This window comes from Vibrio eleionomae (genome assembly GCF_009874545.1).
Lineage (GTDB): Bacteria > Pseudomonadota > Gammaproteobacteria > Enterobacterales > Vibrionaceae > Vibrio > Vibrio nitrifigilis.
Genome location: NZ_WEKT01000006.1, coordinates 1 through 18,345 on the forward strand (window position 1 = coordinate 1; position 18,345 = coordinate 18,345).

The following is an 18,345-nucleotide window of genomic DNA, read 5'->3' on the forward strand; positions in this document are numbered from 1 at the left end:
AAATCATATCTTCTCAATCAATAGTGGTGCGCCTGAGAGGATTCGAACCTCTGACCGCCTGGTTCGTAGCCAGGTACTCTATCCAGCTGAGCTACAGGCGCACTGTTTTCGATATCACTAAGTAACATCAGGGCATTACCCTTTAAATCATATNGAGAAATTANAACNCTAAATCATATCTTCTCAATCAATAGTGGTGCGCCTGAGAGGATTCGAACCTCTGACCGCCTGGTTCGTAGCCAGGTACTCTATCCAGCTGAGCTACAGGCGCACTGTTTTCGATATTACCAAGTAACATCAGGGCATTACCCTTTATCGTATCAAGAAGTTATATCGCTAAATACATCTTCCCGATTGAATAATGGTGCGCCTGAGAGGATTCGAACCTCTGACCGCCTGGTTCGTAGCCAGGTACTCTATCCAGCTGAGCTACAGGCGCACTACATGTGATCCACATCACAAAAACATTCTTATGGACCAAAAAAATTGACCTTAGGTCAAAAATGGCGGTGAGGGAGGGATTCGAACCCTCGATACGGCTACAAACCGTATACTCCCTTAGCAGGGGAGCGCCTTCGGCCTCTCGGCCACCTCACCGTCTTTTGATCATATTCATAAGAATATGGTGCGCCTGAGAGGATTCGAACCTCTGACCGCCTGGTTCGTAGCCAGGTACTCTATCCAGCTGAGCTACAGGCGCACTATCTGCTTTCATGCTAATTGATAAGCAGTGCAAGAATGGCGGTGAGGGAGGGATTCGAACCCTCGATACGGCTACAAACCGTATACTCCCTTAGCAGGGGAGCGCCTTCGGCCTCTCGGCCACCTCACCGTCTTGCGGAGGCACATATTACGATTTACCAAAAATATGTCAAACATTTTCTTGGTAAAAATAGTAAAAAAACGCTTAACCGTTGGGTATTTAATCAAAGCGGTGTGAATTTGCTCTTTTCCGCAAACTAAATCACCTTAAAAACAAAAAAGGCTGACAAAAACTGTCAGCCTCTTTAGATAGTTAGTAGTTGCCTGATGCAACGTTACCGTTACCTTTTTCTGCTTGAATGCGCATGTAGATTTCTTCACGGTGTACTGATACTTCTTTGGGTGCGTTTACACCAATACGAACTTGGTTACCTTTAACGCCTAGTACTGTGACCGTCACTTCATCACCGATCATGAGTGTTTCGCCAACACGGCGAGTCAAAATTAGCATTCTATGCTCCTTGAGTAATCTCTGTTTTTATTGCAACTACGTTATTATCGATCAAAAGTTATATTTCGGTAAACTCTCGAAAATAGCCCTTTAACCCAAGATAACTTGCTTAGCTTGGTTAGACATCAAATCATCTGTTGCTAGATAAGCATTATGTAATAAGTTAGCAGCTCGATCGATATCGTGCGGAACTAAAGTGAACATAACGGACTGAGTCGTGGTTGAAATATAACGTACATCAATCGTATTTCCAGTTAATAACTGATAAAAGTCATTAACGAGTCGTGGTGCTTGTAAACCTACCGTGGTTAATAAACTCACAGTCTCAGTGTTACGGATTTTATCGCTGAAAACCAGCGCTAATTTCGCACAAGCGTCGTGTTTTATCACCACTCCTGCCCATTCTGCTTCCTCGATCACATTCCATACGTCAATACCTAACATTTGACACTGACTGGTCAAACTCGACAAAGAAGTAGTATCAACACGAACAATTGCCATGTCTCGTTGCAATGCAATTCCACAGATAGACTTAGAGCCCACTTCACCTTTAACTAAACTGCCTTTATTCATTTCGAAAGAGGATAGTACTCGTAGCGGTACTTTGTGTGCCCAAGCATATTGTACGCATGGCAGATGCAGTACTTTAGCGCCCTTACGAGCCATCTCTTCCATTGATGGGAAATCTATCTCATCTAACTTCCGAGCACTCGGAACAACTCTTGGATCACACGTATAAATACCATCTACATCGGTGAAAATCTGACACTCATCCGCTTGCAAGGCTCCAGCCAGCGTAACCGCTGTTGTATCTGAACCGCCACGGCCAAGTGTTGTGATATCCCCATTTTCATTGACCCCTTGAAAACCAGCAACCACAACTATGTGATCTTGTTCCAGTAATCTATTAATAACTTGTGGATCAATATGTTTAATCGTCGCGTCATTGTGCAGATTATCTGTCACAATATTCGCTTGAGCTCCGGTTAGTGAACGAGCTGAATACCCTAATTTATTAAGAGTCATAGCCACAAGAGCCATTGATACTTGTTCACCAGCAGAGAGCAAAACATCAAGTTCTCGTGCCGTTGGCACGCTATCTATTTGCTGGGATAAACCTAACAAACGATTGGTTTCACCAGACATTGCTGAAACCACAACCACAACTTGATTACCATCATTTTTCGCTTTAATGATGTGTTCAGCAACAGCATGGATTCGTTCAATTGAACCCACAGATGTACCACCAAACTTTTGCACGATAAGGGGCTTTTTCACCGTTATCCACCTTCCTAAGACAAAGTCTTCTTAAAACTAAAACACCTTAATCAACTAATTGATTATCGATTACGTAGTAGCAAAAACAAAACCAAGCAGTAACTAGCTTTTACACTAATTAAACCGCTTGGTTCACGTATGATACGCTCCGCTAAAATTAGACTGAGCGCGATTTATTTTTATCTAAATTACAAATTTATAGACGTTCAGCAAGCCAAGCATCTACAGACTCTAATGCCGCAGGGAGTGCTTTTGCATCACTACCACCAGCTTGAGCCATATCAGGGCGACCACCGCCTTTACCGCCAACTTGCTGAGCAACCATATTAACCAGTTCGCCCGCTTTAACTTTGCCAGTAAGATCTTTAGTCACACCAGCAATTAGGCCGATCTTACCATCAGCTACATTACCGAGCATGATGATAGCGCTACCTAATTGGTTCTTCAGTTCATCAACCATACCGCGCAGAGCTTTGTTATCCGCACCATCTAATTGAGCAACTAAAACATTAACCCCTGAAATCTGTTTTGCTTGGTTCGCTAGGTTAGAACCAGCTTGTGAAGCAAGTTGATCTTTCAGGTGGTGAATTTCTTTCTCTAGTGACTTGGCTTTGTGAGCCATTTCATCTACTTTCTCTTCGTATTTTTCAGCTTGCGCTTCTAGATAATCTAGAGCAGCTTCACCAGTAACCGCTTCAATACGACGAATACCAGCTGCGATACCACTCTCTGAAACAATTTTGAACAGACCGATATCACCAGTATGCGTTGCATGGATACCACCACATAGTTCAGTAGAAAAATCTCCCATAGATAACACACGAACTTGGTCATCGTATTTTTCACCGAACAGTGCCATCGCACCTTTCTCTTTAGCAGCATCAATATCCATGATTTCAGTTTGAATAACATGGTTACGACGAATTTGCTCGTTAACTAAACGCTCTACCTTCTTCAATTCTTCTGCAGTCATCGCTTCTAAGTGAGAGAAGTCAAAACGCAACGCTTCAGCACGAACTAGTGAGCCTTTTTGCGCAACGTGAGTACCCAATACTTGGCGTAATGCAGCATGAAGTAAGTGAGTCGCAGAGTGGTTTAAAGAACTTGCTACGCGGCGAGCTTCATTAACCAACGCTTTCACGTCATCGCCTTTCGCCAACACACCTTCTTGTAAAACACCGTGGTGTGCAGTGGCATTACCCAATTTTTGAGTATCTTCGACAACAAAACGACCAGAGGTGGTTTCAATCACACCAGCATCACCCGCTTGACCGCCTGATTCAGCATAGAATGGTGTTTCTTTTAGAACCACAATGGCTTTATCACCAGCAGATAAAGAATCGACTGCATGACCATCGACAAACAGTTCAACAACTTCACTATGCCCTTGTGTTGCTGTATAGCCACAAAATTCAGTGTTAGTTTCTGTCTTAATTTTGTCGTTGTAGTCAGTATCGAACTGCCCAGCTTCGCGAGCACGTTGACGCTGAGCTTCCATTGCAGATTCAAATCCAGCTTCATCGATCGTAAATCCACGTTCACGAGCAACATCATTCGTTAAATCCGCTGGGAAACCATAAGTGTCATAAAGTTTGAATACCGTCTCACCATCAAGCACATCACCATTTAGGTTATCTAGTGCTTCATTTAAGATAGCCATACCACGATCAAGAGTACGACCGAAGTTTTCTTCTTCAATACGTAATACTTTTTCAACTACAGCTTGTTGTTCTTTAAGAACTTTACCCGCAGTACCCATTACATCAGCGAGGATACCAACAAGTTTATAGAAGAAGACACCTTTTGCACCAAGCTTGTTACCATGGCGAACCGCACGACGAATAATACGACGTAACACATAGCCACGACCTTCGTTTGAAGGCATAACACCATCAACGATAAGGAACGAACATGAACGAATGTGGTCAGCCACTACGCGCAGCGATTGATTAGAGAGATCTTCGTAACCAATAACATCAGCAGACGCTTTAATTAGCGTTTGGAAAACATCGATTTCGTAGTTGGAGTGTACTTCCTGCATGATGGCAGAAATACGCTCAAGCCCCATACCTGTATCCACAGATGGTTTTGGCAATTCTTCCATAGTGCCGTCGGCCTTACGGTTAAACTGCATGAAAACGTTGTTCCAAATTTCGATGAAACGGTCGCCATCTTCTTCAGGTGTACCAGGACGGCCACCCCAGATGTGATCACCGTGATCATAGAAGATCTCAGAACATGGACCACAAGGGCCTGTATCACCCATTTGCCAGAAGTTATCTGACTCGTAAGCTTTACCGCCTTCTTTATCACCAATACGAACAATACGATCTTCTGGAAGGCCAATAATCTTATTCCAGATATTAAAGGCTTCGTCATCTGTTTTATAAACAGTAACCAAAAGACGATCTTCAGGAAGTTTAAGAACTGTTGTCAAAAATTCCCATGCATACTTGATAGCATCTTCTTTGAAATAATCACCGAAGCTAAAGTTACCCAGCATCTCGAAGAATGTATGGTGACGCGCTGTAAAGCCAACGTTTTCCAAATCGTTATGTTTACCGCCCGCTCGCACACAACGCTGGGCTGTGGTCGCTCGAGTGTAAGAGCGTTTCTCTAAACCTAGGAAACAGTCTTTAAATTGGTTCATCCCTGCGTTAGTAAACAGCAAGGTCGGATCGTTATGTGGAACCAGTGACGAACTATCGACAATCTGGTGTCCTTTACTTTCAAAGAATGATAGGAACGCGTTGCGAACCTCATCCGTGCTCATATACATGCAGCTCTTCCTGAAATTCTCAAGTTAGATTTTTGCGCTATTGTAAAGCATGGAAAAGGGTTCGCATAGTTTTCTAAGAGAAAAGAAAGGAATCTTTCTAGTGATGAGAGAAATATGCTATCTCGCTACAATGAGATACAGTGCCAAATGAGCCATATCATCAGCCATTAGGCATGATAAAAATCTGATTCAATCAACGAATTAATACCTAGTACAACGCTTCATTGTCGTCTTCGCCTAACGCATATTGAATTTGATCGAAACTAAAACCGCGATATTGTAAAAAGCGCACCTGCTTTGCGTATTCCTTTTGATCAGCTGCTGGCTTTCCTTTAAATTTTTTATACGCAGTTTCTTTCGCCAACTCAAACCAATCAGGCCCCTCTTCTTCTAATGCTACTTCTATTGTTAAGTCTGCCACTCGTTTTAAGTTTAACTCTTGCTGAATACGTCTTTTACCATGTCCTTTGAATACATGTTGGCGAACTTGGCTTTTAGCAAAACGCAGATCATCTAGATAGCCATACTCTTGGCAAAGTGCGATTGCTTGCAAAATATCAGCCTCTTCATACCCTTTCTGAGCCAATTTCTGCTGCAACTCAAACACGCCATGATCGCGCCGACTCAATAATTGGATTGCAGATTCTTTAGCAGTAAGCGTTGGCTTTTTTTTAGAATACATAACACTCTCTCAATGGCTACAAAATAGACTGGATGAAATGAGATCAGCTAATAATAACAAAGCCCCGCAATTGCAGGGCTTTGTTACATTAATATCAATGAGTATGCTCAAAAATACTATTTTTCTTCTTGCTCTGGAACAGCACCAAATTCAGGCTCTTCTGCTGGCTTAGTCGGATTCAAAAGCATGTCACGTAACATACTATCGATCGTTGCTGATATTTCTGGATTTTCACGCAGATATTTGCAAGAGTTCGCTTTACCTTGACCAATCTTGTCACCGTTGTAGCTATACCAAGCACCCGCTTTTTCAATAAGCTTGTTCTTCACACCAAGGTCGATTAATTCACCTTCACGGTTAAACCCTTGACCATACATGATCTGTGTATGCGCTTCTCTAAATGGTGCTGCAATCTTGTTTTTAACAACTTTGATGCGAGTTTCGTTACCGACTACTTCATCACCTTCTTTGATCGCACCAGTACGACGGATATCTAGACGAACAGAAGCGTAGAATTTAAGTGCGTTACCACCCGTGGTTGTTTCTGGGTTACCAAACATCACACCAATCTTCATACGGATTTGGTTGATGAAGATACACATACAGTTAGACGCTTTTAGGTTACCAGTCAGCTTACGCATCGCTTGAGAAAGCATACGTGCTTGAAGACCCATATGGCTATCACCCATCTCACCTTCGATTTCCGCTTTAGGTGTTAGTGCAGCTACAGAGTCGACAACCATCACATCGACAGCACCAGAACGAGCTAGAGCATCACAGATTTCTAGAGCTTGCTCACCTGTATCTGGTTGAGATACCAACAATTCATCGATGTTAACACCAAGTTTGCCCGCATAAATTGGATCAAGAGCGTGTTCAGCATCGATAAAAGCACAGGTTTTACCCGCACGTTGCGCAGCAGCAATCAATTCAAGAGTCAGTGTTGTTTTACCTGAAGATTCTGGACCGTAGATTTCTACGATACGTCCCATAGGTAAACCACCTGCGCCTAAGGCAATATCTAGAGAAAGAGAGCCTGTAGAGATAGTTTCTACATCCATTGCGCGGTTATCACCCAAACGCATAATGGAACCTTTACCGAATTGTTTCTCAATCTGACCTAATGCTGCGGCCAGAGCCTTCTGTTTATTTTCGTCCATTACTTTCTCCAGACTGTCACTCTTTTTGGTGATCAATGAATGCGTCAAAATCGGTTCGACAATAAATGTCTTGATGGATTTCATTATACTGTTGATTCATACAGTGTCCACCCCTGTATAACAATTTTTTGCCTCTCACTCGACAGATATCACTTTTTCACTCAGATAAGTATTCACTAATTGTTTGTAATGCATAAAAAATTGCTTGTTGACGCACACTAGCGCGATCACCTGTAAAATGCTCAGTAGCCACTTTTTGCCACCCTTTTTTATCAGCCCAAGCAAAACAAACTGTGCCGACTGGCTTAATTTCGGAGCCACCACCAGGTCCAGCAATACCACTAATCGCAACACCTATAGAGCCATGAGAAGAGCGTAATGCCCCTTGCACCATTTCAATAACAACGGGCTCAGACACGGCTCCAAATTGAGCTAACGTATCCGCTTTAACCCCAATCATCTCCTGCTTAGCATCATTGGTATAAGTGACAAAAGCTCGGTCAAACCACTGTGAACTGCCCGCAATATCCGTGATAGCTGCTGCGACACCGCCACCAGTACAAGATTCTGCGGTGACTAAAACCTGATTGGCATTTAATAGTTGCTGTCCGAGATGTTCACTCAATTTCTGTTGTGATTGCATAATCAAAAAACCTTTTTCATCTTTTCGCATGGTGGTGATTCACGTATCCTAAGCCGCAACGTCCTTAAACAAAAGAAGTAACCCGTGACTGCAGAGAAAAAACATACTCCCATGATGCAGCAATATCTGAAGCTTAAAGCAGAAAACCCAGATATTTTGCTTTTTTACCGTATGGGAGATTTTTACGAATTATTCTATGATGACGCTAAACGAGCGTCTCAGTTGCTTGATATTTCACTAACGAAACGTGGCGCTTCAGCCGGTGAACCCATTCCAATGGCCGGCGTTCCATTTCATGCAGTAGAAAACTACCTAGCTAAATTGGTTCATTTGGGTGAATCTGTCGCTATCTGTGAGCAAATCGGTGACCCAGCAACAAGTAAAGGTCCGGTCGAACGAAAAGTCGTTCGCATTGTCACCCCCGGAACAGTGACAGATGAAGCTCTTTTATCAGAAAGAGTCGATAACCTAATTGCCGCCATCTATTTCCAAGATGGTAAATTTGGCTATTCCACATTAGATCTTACTTCAGGGCGTTTCCAGTTAAGTGAACCTGAATCTGAAGAAGCAATGGCTGCAGAACTGCAACGTACAGCGCCTCGTGAATTACTTTTCCCTGAAGATTTTACTCCAGTACATTTAATGGAGCATCGCCAAGGAAATAGACGCCGTCCTGTCTGGGAATTTGAAATTGACACAGCTAAGCAACAGCTAAATCAGCAATTTGGAACTAAAGATTTGGTTGGCTTCGGGGTCGAAAATGCCACCAGAGGCCTCTGTGCTGCAGGCTGTTTGATTCAATACGTCAAAGATACGCAAAGAACCACACTACCTCATATTCGTTCATTGACTCTTGATAGGCAGGATCAGTCCGTCATTTTAGACGCCGCCACTCGACGTAATTTAGAGCTGACGCAAAATCTTTCAGGTGGCACCGATAATACCCTTGCAGAAGTACTCGACCACTGTGCAACCCCGATGGGAAGCCGTATGCTCAAACGCTGGATTCACCAGCCAATGCGTAATATGGATGCGTTAAATCAGCGTCTCGATTCCATCGGTGAATTAAAAAGCACAGGGATTTTTGCAGATGTTCAACCTGTATTAAAACAAATTGGTGATATTGAACGTATTCTGGCTCGTCTAGCGCTACGCTCAGCTCGCCCACGTGATCTTGCTCGCCTACGTAACGCTCTAGAGCAGTTACCAGAATTAGCAGGAATTGTGACAGATTTAACCCATCCTTACTTACAGAAATTGGCGCAGTACGCCAGCCCAATGGATGAGTTACATGAACTACTTCAAGCTGCGATTATCGACAATCCTCCAGTCGTCATTCGAGATGGCGGAGTCATCGCCCCTGAATACAATCAAGAACTTGATGAATGGCGCGATTTAGCGAATGGCGCGACCGAGTATTTAGCAAAACTAGAAGCGGAAGAACGTGATCGCCATGGAATTGATAGCCTCAAAGTTGGTTACAACAATGTTCACGGTTTCTATATTCAAGTTAGCCGTGGTCAAAGCCACTTAGTACCACCAAATTATATTCGTCGCCAAACATTGAAAAATGCTGAACGTTATATTATTCCTGAGCTTAAAGAGCATGAAGATAAAGTTCTAAACTCAAAATCCAAAGCACTTGCGTTAGAAAAACAGCTTTGGGAAGGACTATTTGATCTGCTATTGCCTCACTTAGAGCGTCTGCAAAATCTTGCATCATCTCTCGCTCAAATAGATATATTGCAGAACTTGGCTGAACGTGCAGAAACGCTAGATTATTGCCGTCCTCAATTAACCACACAAACAGGATTACATATCAAAGCTGGGCGTCACCCTGTGGTTGAACAGGTGATGGACGATCCATTCATTGCCAACCCGATCGATCTCGATCTAAAGCGTCAAATGTTGATCATTACTGGTCCAAACATGGGTGGTAAATCGACTTACATGCGACAAACCGCATTAATCGCATTGATGGCTCATATTGGTTCTTACGTGCCTGCCGAGTCTGCCACTATTGGAGAACTTGATCGGATCTTCACTCGTATTGGAGCTTCGGATGATCTTGCTTCTGGGCGCTCAACCTTTATGGTCGAAATGACTGAAACCGCGAATATCTTACATAATGCGACGACGCAAAGTTTGGTACTAATGGATGAAATAGGACGTGGTACAAGTACTTATGATGGTTTATCGCTCGCTTGGGCAAGTGCTGAATGGTTAGCAAAGAAAATTGGCGCGCTAACGCTGTTTGCCACTCACTATTTTGAGTTAACCGAATTACCTAAACAACTTCCTAATTTGGTCAATGTTCATTTAGATGCCGTTGAGCATGGTGATGACATCGCCTTTATGCACTCTGTTCATGAAGGCGCCGCGAGCAAATCTTATGGGCTTGCCGTTGCAGGGTTAGCCGGAGTTCCCAAAAGTGTCATTCAAAACGCTCGCCAAAAACTGAATCAATTAGAGCAACTTGGTCATGAGAAAAAGTCACTCACGGCAACTGCTGTTGATGTCGCTAATCAGCTCAGCTTAATACCTGAGCCTAGTGAAGTGGAACAGCGTTTAGCTGAAGTAGACCCAAATGAACTCACTCCTCGCCAAGCATTAGATCTGATCTATCATCTGAAAAAGCTTGTTTAAGATAAAAATACACCATATAAAAAGGCACTCTTTGGAGTGCCTTTTGAATAAACAACTGTCTAATTTTTTCGGTAATGATTAGTTATCGTTTTCAACATTAAATAGCGATTCCATACTCAAACCTTGTTTCAGAAGAATCTCTCTAAGGCGGCGTAGTCCTTCAACCTGAATTTGACGAACACGTTCGCGAGTTAGATTGATTTCTCGACCTACTTCTTCCAATGTGGATGGCTCATATCCAAGTAAACCAAAACGGCGAGCTAATACTTCTTTCTGTTTTGGATTCAACTCGTCCAACCAATCGATCAATGATGTACGAATGTCATCATCTTGAGTTGATACTTCTGGATCCGAATTGTGACCATCAGGAATAATATCCAGTAACGCTTTATCGCCATCACCACCAATCGGTGTATCAACAGAGCTGATACGCTCATTCAGGCGAAGCATTTTACTCACGTCATCAACAGGTTTGTCTAGCTCTTGAGCGATTTCTTCTGCTGTTGGCTCGTGATCCAAACGTTGAGACAATTCACGTGCAGTACGAAGATAGATATTGAGCTCTTTTACCACGTGAATAGGTAAACGGATAGTACGGGTTTGATTCATTAGAGCACGTTCAATCGTTTGACGAATCCACCAAGTAGCGTAAGTTGAAAAGCGGAAACCACGTTCCGGGTCGAATTTTTCTACTGCGCGGATCAATCCAAGGTTACCCTCTTCAATTAAATCAAGAAGAGCTAACCCACGATTACTATAACGGCGAGAAATTTTAACAACTAAACGAAGGTTACTTTCGATCATACGTTTTCTAGCAGCTTCACAACCGCGTAGAGCACGACGAGCATAAAGAACTTCTTCTTCTGCAGTTAAAAGTGGTGAAAAGCCGATTTCACTTAAATACATTTGGGTTGCATCTAAACTCTTAGATGATACCTCAAAATCGTCACGTGAATCTTCGGTAGTGGTCGAACTATCGTCTTCAACTTCGATGGAATCGATTACATCATGATCGAATTCGAATTCTTCGACTTTTGTGGCTGTATTGCTGATACTCATAGCGCCTCCCCATGGCGAGTTAAGCAAGACATTACAACATTCAATGTCGCGACATGACTCTATCTATAAAGTATGTTTACGGTAAGTAACGTTTTGGATTGACGGACTTACCTTGATAACGAATTTCAAAATGTAGGCGGACACTAGCTGCCCCCGAACTTCCCATTGTCGCGATCTTCTGACCGCCCCTAACATTTTGTCCTTCCTTGACTAGCAACCGATCGTTGTGGGCATATGCACTGATATAATCATCATTGTGCTTTATTATAATTAAGTTACCGTAGCCTCGTAGTGCGTTCCCTGAGTACACTACCACTCCTGCTGCAGTGGAGAGAATGGATTGACCTCGCTGCCCAGCAATATCTATCCCTCTGTTCCCCTGGTTACCAGCAGAAAAACTCTTAATGACCCGGCCTTTGGTTGGCCAAACCCATTTCGATATTTTCCGATTACTTAAATTAGCTTTATTTATATTAGTGTTAACATTATGTTTACTCTGTTTTCCAACATACTCTTTTGCTTTGCCTTGATCAATCCCCTTATTCGTGGTTTTTCCACCCACTTTAGAGGTATTTTTCAAACTATTAGACGAAGAAGGCACCTTTGCTACATGGGGATATACTGTGCTAGATGCAGCAGCAGTACTTGCAACATTAGATGCTACCTTGGTATTGGAATGTCGAGAGCCATAAGATGGAGGGGTATATACTGGTCGCCAAAGCTTGAGCTTATCACCAGGATGTATCACATAAGGCGGACTGAGATTATTGTAACTAATTATGTCTTTTACATCTTTGTCTGTGACATAAGATATGAAATATAATGTATCACCGGGCTTTACTTGATAGTAACTACCACGGTAGCTCCCACGCTTAATCGAACTGTAATCTTTACCCAGTCCCGAGACAGGCGCAGGCATATGTGGGGCACATCCAAGTAAAAAACTGGATACACACCCCATCATGAGCCATGGTCTTAATCGGGACATCTTCATTACGCTAGATCACCTGCAACAAGGGGAACAAAGCGTACATCTTCAATGGAATGATAGATAAACTCATCCCCTTGACGAACAATTTTATACAACTTCTGTTGATCTTCACCAACTGGAATAACCAAACGCCCACCTTCTGCTAGTTGGTCTAATAAAGCTTGTGGTACCTGATTTGCCGCAGCCGTGACGATAATGGCATCGAAAGGGCCTTTACTCACCCATCCTTGCCAACCATCACCATGCTTGGTTGAAACATTATAGATATCAAGTTGCTTCAAACGACGTTTGGCAGCCCATTGCAACGATTTAATCCGTTCAATGGAGAAAACGTGTTCTACCAAATTGGCCAATACTGCCGTTTGATAACCTGACCCTGTACCTACTTCTAGGACCTTACTTTGTGGAGTTAATTCCAACATTTGTGTCATTTTAGCCACGATATAAGGCTGAGATATGGTCTGCCCTTGTCCTATTGGCAATGCATTATTGTCATAGGCTTGATGCATCATAGCTTGAGAAACGAAAGACTCGCGCGGCAATGCATAAATAGCAGCGAGCACACGTTGATCTGTAATGCCTTGTTCGGCTAAAAACTGAATCAATTTTTCAGCTTTTGGATTAGCCATCCACCTTTCCCTTTAACCATTGGTTCATACTACCGAGCGCATCATGTGCAGTGAGGTCGACTTGTAGTGGCGTCACCGACACAAAACCTCGGTCAATTGCGTAAAAATCAGTACCTTCACCCGCATCTTGCCTTTCGCCGGGAGGCCCAAGCCAGTATATATCATGGCCACGAGGATCTTTTTGACGAATCATACTTTCTGCATGATGACGTGCACCAAGTCGCGTCACTTGAACCCCTTGCAATCCCGATATCGATACATCTGGAATATTCACATTTAACAATCGGTTAGTTGGTACAGCCTGAAAAAGGTGTTGCTCAACTAGCTGACGCGCAATATGGCCAGCCGTTGAAAAATGATGTGTTCCAACCAATGAAAACGCGATGGACTGCACCCCAAGAAAGTGACCTTCCATTGCCGCAGCAACCGTGCCTGAATAAAGCACGTCATCACCTAAATTTGCACCGTGATTGATACCAGTTAATACCAAATCTGGCATATCATCTTTTAGTAACTCATTTAATGCAAAATGAACACAGTCAGTTGGAGTACCTTGTACTGAGTAACGATTAGGTGCAACTTGATTAACACGCAGAGGCTGTTCTAGTGTCAATGAGTTGGACGCCCCAGAGCGATTTCGATCAGGGGCAACGACAACAATATCTGCAATATCCTGTAATGATTGCTCTAGGACATGAATACCTTCAGCGTAAACACCGTCGTCATTACTCAGAAGGATTTTCATTCTTTTATCAGTCATAGTGGCGTTCTACCGGAATTTCCTCAATCAACTCACGAACAATCGATGTGGCGAAGCTGCCAGAATCTAAAGTGAAGTTCAACGTTATCATATCGTTATCGACACTCCAGACCAAATCTTTTGCTTTTAATGAAATAACACGGCGATCATGTCGCATACGATTACCACAAATTAACGCCATCAAATCCTTTTCATTATCGAGACATGGTTGCTCAATCGCGAGGGCTTGATCTTGAGTAGGTAACGCGTTGTCACCAGCTAGAGCAGCACTAATTTGTACTTGCTCTGCATTTAGCTCAGCTTGAAGAGACACAAGATTATTTTGGTCAACTAATGTTGCCTCTTTGCCATGCAACGCAATATCACCACTGATAAATTGATTAAACACCCCCTGTTCAATGCGCTGAGAAACGATGTGATTAAATATCCAAGAACGCGCCGTAGACAAATACATACTGCGTTTATTTTGATTTCGAGTTCGTACGTTTTCGCGCCCCCAGCGGCGAGCTTCATGAAGGTTATTACCTTCCTTGCCAAAACGCTGAGCACCAAAATAATTTGGTACTCCCTGCTCTTTAACCACTTCTAGGCGTTGTATCACATCATCAATATCTGTGGTTTCGGATAAAGTCACCACAAAGTGGTTTTCTTTCAGCTCTCCAGGACGAAGTTTCTTGTTATGACGTGTCATTTCAAGAATTTCGATCGTAGGATGCTCGACCTCAAATTGCGCAAGGTTTGGTAAACCACCATCAGGCAAATGCACGCTTAACCACTGTTCGGTGACTGCATGGCGATCTTTTAAGCCAGCCCAACTGACATCTTTCGATTTAACCCCACAAGCTTTTGCCAACTCATTCGCAACATAAGTGGTATTTTCACCCGTTTTACGGATTCGAACCATCAGGTGTTCCCCTTTACCTAAAAGAGGATAGCCAAGATTTTCAATCACCCGAAAATGTTCAGGTTGAGCTTTTAATTTTGCTTTAGCCGTTGGCTTACCACATAGATAAGCAAACGGCGCTAAAATATCTGTCATTCTTTTGTTCGCTATTGATTACGAGCGGGTTAGTAACACGACGGCTTCGCATGCAATGCCTTCTTTACGTCCTGTAAATCCTAGACGTTCCGTCGTTGTTGCTTTTACATTGATGTTGTGTAAATCAGTATTGAGGTCGAGAGCAATAGCTTGACACATAGCCTCTATGTGCGGAGCCATTTTAGGCGCTTGCGCCATAATCGTAATGTCTGCATTACCTAAGGTATAACCTTGCTCTTGTACACGGCGATAGACATCTTTGAGTAATTCACGGCTATCAGCCCCTTTCCATTTGTCATCTGTATCCGGAAAATGACGTCCAATATCACCAGCAGCAATAGCACCAAGTAATGCATCACATAGCGCATGTAAAGCAACATCCCCATCAGAATGTGCAATCAAACCTTGTTCGTAAGGAACGGCAACACCACCAATAATGACAGGGCCTTCACCACCAAATTTATGGACATCAAATCCATGGCCAATTCTAATCATTTCATTTCCTCATCTCGTCGTAGGTAGAACTCGGCTAACGCGAGATCTTCTGGTTGAGTTATTTTTATATTATCCGCTCGTCCTGCGACCAGTGCTGGGTTATGACCTAACCATTCAAAAGCCGAAGCTTCATCGGTAATTGTCACACTTTGTTGTATTGCGGTACTTAAAGCGTGCTTTAGCGGCTCAGCACGAAACATTTGCGGGGTTAAAGCATGCCATAAAGCCACACGCTCAACCGTATGATCGATATCCTGTTCATCATTAGCACGTTTCATTGTGTCACGTACCGGTGAAGCTAAAATAGCGCCCACCTCATGCTGAGTTGCGGTATCAATAAGTTTCGATACATCATCTAATCTAAAGCAAGGCCTCGCGGCGTCATGTACTAATACCCACTCACTGTGGCTATTTTGGCATACATAATTTAATGCAGAAAGAACTGAGCCCGCTCGCTCAGTACCACCACTGACTCGAACGATTTGATCATGATTGGCTAAAGCAAGTGTAGAGTAATAAGGATCATCGTCGCTGATAGCAATAACAACTTGATTAATAAGAGGATGAGATAATAATTTTGTGACCGTATGCTCAAGTACGGTCTGCCCTAACAAGGTTAAATACTGCTTAGGGCGATCCGCTTTCATTCGACTGCCTACACCAGCAGCAGGAACAATAGCGGTAATAGATTCATTCATTAATCTTTATCCTCACCAATAATCCGGTAGAACGTTTCACCCTCTTTCACCATACCTAATTCATGACGCGCGCGCTCTTCAATCGCATCCGAACCTTTTCTTAGATCATCAATTTCAGCAAACATTTCTTGGTTGCGCTGATGCAAATTAGCATTGATTTGCTCTTGGGCTGATATTTCACTAGAGACCGTTTTATAATCAGAAATACCATTTTTGCCAAACCACAATGTATATTGCAGACAGCCAAGCAGTAAGACTAAGGTCAGGGCAAATGCACGCATAACTCAACACTCATTACTTAGTTTAATGCCGTAAAGAAGCGGCATTAATAGATTAACACTGGGGGAAACGGCCTTCTTATAGCATATGCTCGCTCGATAGGCGAGCTAAGGCCGTTGTCACATCATATATTTACTCAATATCCTGACACACTTAAAAATAACCAAGACTTATCGCTAAACAAATATCTTGAAGCTACTTCGTAGTAAAGCCTAACCATTAAATCACAAAAGGTGTCATGCCAATGCGAGAAATTAGCGCGTGCCTTACATTAGACATAAAAAAGGCCCATTTACAGGGCCTATACGCATCATGGTATCAGTACATTAGATTATGCATAAATCCAATACAATAGCGCCGCACCAAACACAATTCGGTAGATACCGAACGCATTGAAGGTGAAACGATTAAGGAATGCGAGGAATAACTTCATCACAATCCATGCAGAAATATAAGCCACCACAAAACCAACAATAAGGGTTGTCGCTTGGCTACCTGCAAAATCTTTATAGTGTTCCACTAAATCTAGACCACTTGCTGCTAACATCACAGGTAGAGCAAGCAAGAACGAAAATTCAGCGCTCGCCGTACGACTCACCCCAGCCAGTAGAGCCCCAACAATGGTTGAACCAGCTCGGCTAGTACCCGGAATCAATGCAAATACCTGCGCAATACCAATCGCTATCGCTTGATTGTATGAAATATCATCCAGTGTGTGTGTCGTCGGTTGACGGTTCTTCATATACCATTCAACGATCAGAAAGATAATACCGCCAATGATGAACATCACAGGCACGACTTCAATCGTAAATAAAGACTTCACGATGTCTTTACACAAGAAGCCAATTGCGGCGATCGGTAAGAAGGCAATAAAAACTTTGACCCACAATGACACATATTTAGGGTGAAAACGTTCTTTATAGTTCGTTAACACCGCCAAAATAGCGGACAATTGAATGATAACTTCGAAGGCTTTGTTACTGTCAGTTTGCGGCAAACCCAGCCACTCACTCGCAATAATTAAGTGCCCTGTTGACGAAATAGGCAAAAACTCGGTAACGCCTTCAATCAGGCCAAGGATTGCGCTTTGAATTATATCCATGTATTTACTCGATTATCGTTAAGTCGAACCAAGGTTCGATAGCATTGAGAACATCTAAATCTTTGGCTTGTGACCAAACATCCCGAATAGAACGACCGTCATTTGGGATGATAAGTTCCGGACAAAGTTCATATAGAGGTTGTATAACGAAGGGATAGCGATATATGTCAGAGCGCGGTAATTCTGGTTTCTGTTTTGAACAAATATCACCATACAAAATAATATCGAGATCGATGGTTCTCGGTTGAAACTTCTGTGCATCCACAGCTCGGCCCAAGCGTAATTCCATGTTTCTCAACTCACTAAGCAACTGCTGCAAAGATAACTGGGTATGGAACCTTACCACTAAGTTATAAAATGGCTGACCGCTAAAGCCTATCGCCTCACATTCATAAATCGTAGAAAGAGTAAGCCCTTGACCTAACTTTTTTAGTTCACGAATGGCTAATTCGATATGGCGATGGCGATCAATATTAGAACCTATACCTATATAGGTTGCGATCATAACTCTCCCCGTTCAATGATCACTCCTACACCACGCGCTTGAGCAACTGCTTTTGGCTTAGTTAAACGAATATGAACCCAAGGCACTGAGAATTTTGTCATGATGAGCTCAGCCACTTCCTCAGCTACACGCTCAACTAACAAAAATGCTCCAGATTCAATATGTTCAATAATTGCAGTACTAACTGTCGAATAATCTAACGCATCAACAACGTTATCACTTAAACCTGCGGGACGATTATCATGAGCCATCTCGATATCGAGGATGAGTTTCTGTTTGATCTGCTGTTCCCAGTCGTAAACACCAATGGTGGCAATAACTTCAAGCTGGTCGATAAAAACTTTATCCATTATTTATTTGTTTCCTTTTACATACAGGTCGGATACC

Annotated in this window: 18 protein-coding genes and 6 tRNA genes; 1 reads left to right on the top strand and 23 read right to left on the bottom strand. The window is 42.9% G+C overall.

Annotated elements, in window-relative coordinates; translation table 11 throughout:
* Window positions 1–24: 24 nt before the first annotated feature.
* The 12 genes from F9817_RS05235 to pncC form a co-directional block, all read right to left on the bottom strand.
* Window positions 25–101: transfer RNA gene (locus F9817_RS05235), tRNA-Arg, on the bottom strand.
* 93 nt (window positions 102–194) lie between these two features.
* A tRNA-Arg gene (locus tag F9817_RS05240) sits at window positions 195–271 on the bottom strand.
* A 91-nt stretch (window positions 272–362) separates the two neighbouring features.
* Window positions 363–439 (bottom strand) — tRNA-Arg (locus F9817_RS05245).
* 65 nt (window positions 440–504) lie between these two features.
* Window positions 505–597: transfer RNA gene (locus tag F9817_RS05250), tRNA-Ser, on the bottom strand.
* 26 nt (window positions 598–623) lie between these two features.
* Window positions 624–700 (bottom strand) — tRNA-Arg (locus F9817_RS05255).
* Between the two features lie 39 nt (window positions 701–739).
* A tRNA-Ser gene (locus F9817_RS05260) sits at window positions 740–832 on the bottom strand.
* Window positions 833–1,015: 183 nt separating this feature from the next.
* Window positions 1,016–1,213 carry a carbon storage regulator CsrA gene (gene csrA / locus F9817_RS05265; RefSeq protein ID WP_004415691.1) on the bottom strand — a complete coding sequence of 66 codons (198 nt, stop codon included), beginning with the start codon at window positions 1,211–1,213 and terminating at the stop codon, window positions 1,016–1,018.
* A gap of 90 nt (window positions 1,214–1,303) precedes the next feature.
* Window positions 1,304–2,491 (bottom strand): aspartate kinase, encoded by a 1,188-nt coding sequence (locus F9817_RS05270; RefSeq protein WP_161153914.1) that lies wholly within the window; start codon window positions 2,489–2,491, stop codon window positions 1,304–1,306.
* Window positions 2,492–2,687: 196 nt separating this feature from the next.
* Entirely contained in the window at window positions 2,688–5,270 is a 2,583-nt protein-coding gene (gene alaS / locus F9817_RS05275; RefSeq protein WP_161153915.1) for an alanine--tRNA ligase, read from the bottom strand.
* 208 nt (window positions 5,271–5,478) lie between these two features.
* Entirely contained in the window at window positions 5,479–5,952 is a 474-nt protein-coding gene (recX, locus tag F9817_RS05280) for a recombination regulator RecX (protein ID WP_161153916.1), read from the bottom strand.
* A 116-nt stretch (window positions 5,953–6,068) separates the two neighbouring features.
* Entirely contained in the window at window positions 6,069–7,112 is a 1,044-nt protein-coding gene (recA, locus tag F9817_RS05285) for a recombinase RecA (protein ID WP_161153917.1), read from the bottom strand.
* A 157-nt stretch (window positions 7,113–7,269) separates the two neighbouring features.
* Window positions 7,270–7,755 carry a nicotinamide-nucleotide amidase gene (pncC, locus tag F9817_RS05290; protein ID WP_161153918.1) on the bottom strand — a complete coding sequence of 162 codons (486 nt, stop codon included), beginning with the start codon at window positions 7,753–7,755 and terminating at the stop codon, window positions 7,270–7,272.
* Between the two features lie 84 nt (window positions 7,756–7,839).
* Between pncC and mutS the strand changes: the two genes are divergently transcribed.
* On the top strand, window positions 7,840–10,401 hold the full coding sequence (gene mutS, locus F9817_RS05295) for a DNA mismatch repair protein MutS (RefSeq protein WP_161153919.1): 2,562 nt from the start codon (window positions 7,840–7,842) through the stop codon (window positions 10,399–10,401).
* Window positions 10,402–10,479: 78 nt separating this feature from the next.
* Here the strand turns inward: mutS and rpoS are convergent, their stop codons facing one another.
* From rpoS to folB, 11 genes are all read right to left on the bottom strand, one after another.
* Window positions 10,480–11,460 (bottom strand): RNA polymerase sigma factor RpoS, encoded by a 981-nt coding sequence (rpoS, locus tag F9817_RS05300; protein WP_161153920.1) that lies wholly within the window; start codon window positions 11,458–11,460, stop codon window positions 10,480–10,482.
* A 76-nt stretch (window positions 11,461–11,536) separates the two neighbouring features.
* Window positions 11,537–12,454, bottom strand: coding sequence for a peptidoglycan DD-metalloendopeptidase family protein (locus F9817_RS05305; protein ID WP_161153921.1), 918 nt, complete (start codon window positions 12,452–12,454; stop codon window positions 11,537–11,539).
* Window positions 12,454–13,080 (bottom strand): protein-L-isoaspartate(D-aspartate) O-methyltransferase, encoded by a 627-nt coding sequence (locus F9817_RS05310; RefSeq protein WP_161153922.1) that lies wholly within the window; start codon window positions 13,078–13,080, stop codon window positions 12,454–12,456. The genes F9817_RS05305 and F9817_RS05310 overlap by 1 nt, the downstream gene beginning before the upstream one ends.
* Complete coding sequence (surE, locus tag F9817_RS05315; protein WP_161154036.1) at window positions 13,073–13,825, bottom strand: 5'/3'-nucleotidase SurE; 753 nt, start codon at window positions 13,823–13,825, stop codon at window positions 13,073–13,075. Before surE ends, F9817_RS05310 begins: the two co-directional genes overlap by 8 nt.
* A 7-nt stretch (window positions 13,826–13,832) precedes the next feature.
* Window positions 13,833–14,879 (bottom strand): tRNA pseudouridine(13) synthase TruD, encoded by a 1,047-nt coding sequence (truD, locus tag F9817_RS05320; protein ID WP_161153923.1) that lies wholly within the window; start codon window positions 14,877–14,879, stop codon window positions 13,833–13,835.
* An 18-nt stretch (window positions 14,880–14,897) separates the two neighbouring features.
* Window positions 14,898–15,374 (bottom strand): 2-C-methyl-D-erythritol 2,4-cyclodiphosphate synthase, encoded by a 477-nt coding sequence (gene ispF, locus F9817_RS05325; protein ID WP_161153924.1) that lies wholly within the window; start codon window positions 15,372–15,374, stop codon window positions 14,898–14,900.
* On the bottom strand, window positions 15,371–16,072 hold the full coding sequence (gene ispD / locus F9817_RS05330; protein WP_161153925.1) for a 2-C-methyl-D-erythritol 4-phosphate cytidylyltransferase: 702 nt from the start codon (window positions 16,070–16,072) through the stop codon (window positions 15,371–15,373). Before ispD ends, ispF begins: the two co-directional genes overlap by 4 nt.
* Window positions 16,072–16,353, bottom strand: a complete 282-nt coding sequence (gene ftsB / locus F9817_RS05335; RefSeq protein ID WP_161153926.1) for a cell division protein FtsB — start codon at window positions 16,351–16,353, stop codon at window positions 16,072–16,074. The genes ispD and ftsB overlap by 1 nt, the downstream gene beginning before the upstream one ends.
* 329 nt (window positions 16,354–16,682) lie before the next feature.
* Window positions 16,683–17,453 carry an undecaprenyl-diphosphate phosphatase gene (locus F9817_RS05340; RefSeq protein WP_161153927.1) on the bottom strand — a complete coding sequence of 257 codons (771 nt, stop codon included), beginning with the start codon at window positions 17,451–17,453 and terminating at the stop codon, window positions 16,683–16,685.
* A 4-nt stretch (window positions 17,454–17,457) separates the two neighbouring features.
* Window positions 17,458–17,958, bottom strand: coding sequence for a 2-amino-4-hydroxy-6-hydroxymethyldihydropteridine diphosphokinase (gene folK / locus F9817_RS05345; protein ID WP_161153928.1), 501 nt, complete (start codon window positions 17,956–17,958; stop codon window positions 17,458–17,460).
* Window positions 17,955–18,308 (bottom strand): dihydroneopterin aldolase, encoded by a 354-nt coding sequence (gene folB, locus F9817_RS05350; protein ID WP_161153929.1) that lies wholly within the window; start codon window positions 18,306–18,308, stop codon window positions 17,955–17,957. The genes folK and folB overlap by 4 nt, the downstream gene beginning before the upstream one ends.
* Window positions 18,309–18,345: the final 37 nt, after the last annotated feature.

Excerpts from the sequence above, each read along its gene's own strand:
- csrA (WP_004415691.1), bottom strand. The coding sequence starts at position 1,213 with ATGCTAATTTTGACTCGCCGTGTTGGCGAAACACTCATGATCGGTGAT.
- alaS (WP_161153915.1), bottom strand. The coding sequence starts at position 5,270 with ATGTATATGAGCACGGATGAGGTTCGCAACGCGTTCCTATCATTCTTT.
- recX (WP_161153916.1), bottom strand. The coding sequence starts at position 5,952 with ATGTATTCTAAAAAAAAGCCAACGCTTACTGCTAAAGAATCTGCAATC.
- recA (WP_161153917.1), bottom strand. The coding sequence starts at position 7,112 with ATGGACGAAAATAAACAGAAGGCTCTGGCCGCAGCATTAGGTCAGATT.
- pncC (WP_161153918.1), bottom strand. The coding sequence starts at position 7,755 with ATGCAATCACAACAGAAATTGAGTGAACATCTCGGACAGCAACTATTA.
- rpoS (WP_161153920.1), bottom strand. The coding sequence starts at position 11,460 with ATGAGTATCAGCAATACAGCCACAAAAGTCGAAGAATTCGAATTCGAT.
- F9817_RS05305 (WP_161153921.1), bottom strand. The coding sequence starts at position 12,454 with ATGAAGATGTCCCGATTAAGACCATGGCTCATGATGGGGTGTGTATCC.
- F9817_RS05310 (WP_161153922.1), bottom strand. The coding sequence starts at position 13,080 with ATGGCTAATCCAAAAGCTGAAAAATTGATTCAGTTTTTAGCCGAACAA.
- surE (WP_161154036.1), bottom strand. The coding sequence starts at position 13,825 with ATGAAAATCCTTCTGAGTAATGACGACGGTGTTTACGCTGAAGGTATT.
- truD (WP_161153923.1), bottom strand. The coding sequence starts at position 14,879 with ATGACAGATATTTTAGCGCCGTTTGCTTATCTATGTGGTAAGCCAACG.
- ispF (WP_161153924.1), bottom strand. The coding sequence starts at position 15,374 with ATGATTAGAATTGGCCATGGATTTGATGTCCATAAATTTGGTGGTGAA.
- ispD (WP_161153925.1), bottom strand. The coding sequence starts at position 16,072 with ATGAATGAATCTATTACCGCTATTGTTCCTGCTGCTGGTGTAGGCAGT.
- ftsB (WP_161153926.1), bottom strand. The coding sequence starts at position 16,353 with ATGCGTGCATTTGCCCTGACCTTAGTCTTACTGCTTGGCTGTCTGCAA.
- F9817_RS05340 (WP_161153927.1), bottom strand. The coding sequence starts at position 17,453 with ATGGATATAATTCAAAGCGCAATCCTTGGCCTGATTGAAGGCGTTACC.
- folK (WP_161153928.1), bottom strand. The coding sequence starts at position 17,958 with ATGATCGCAACCTATATAGGTATAGGTTCTAATATTGATCGCCATCGC.
- folB (WP_161153929.1), bottom strand. The coding sequence starts at position 18,308 with ATGGATAAAGTTTTTATCGACCAGCTTGAAGTTATTGCCACCATTGGT.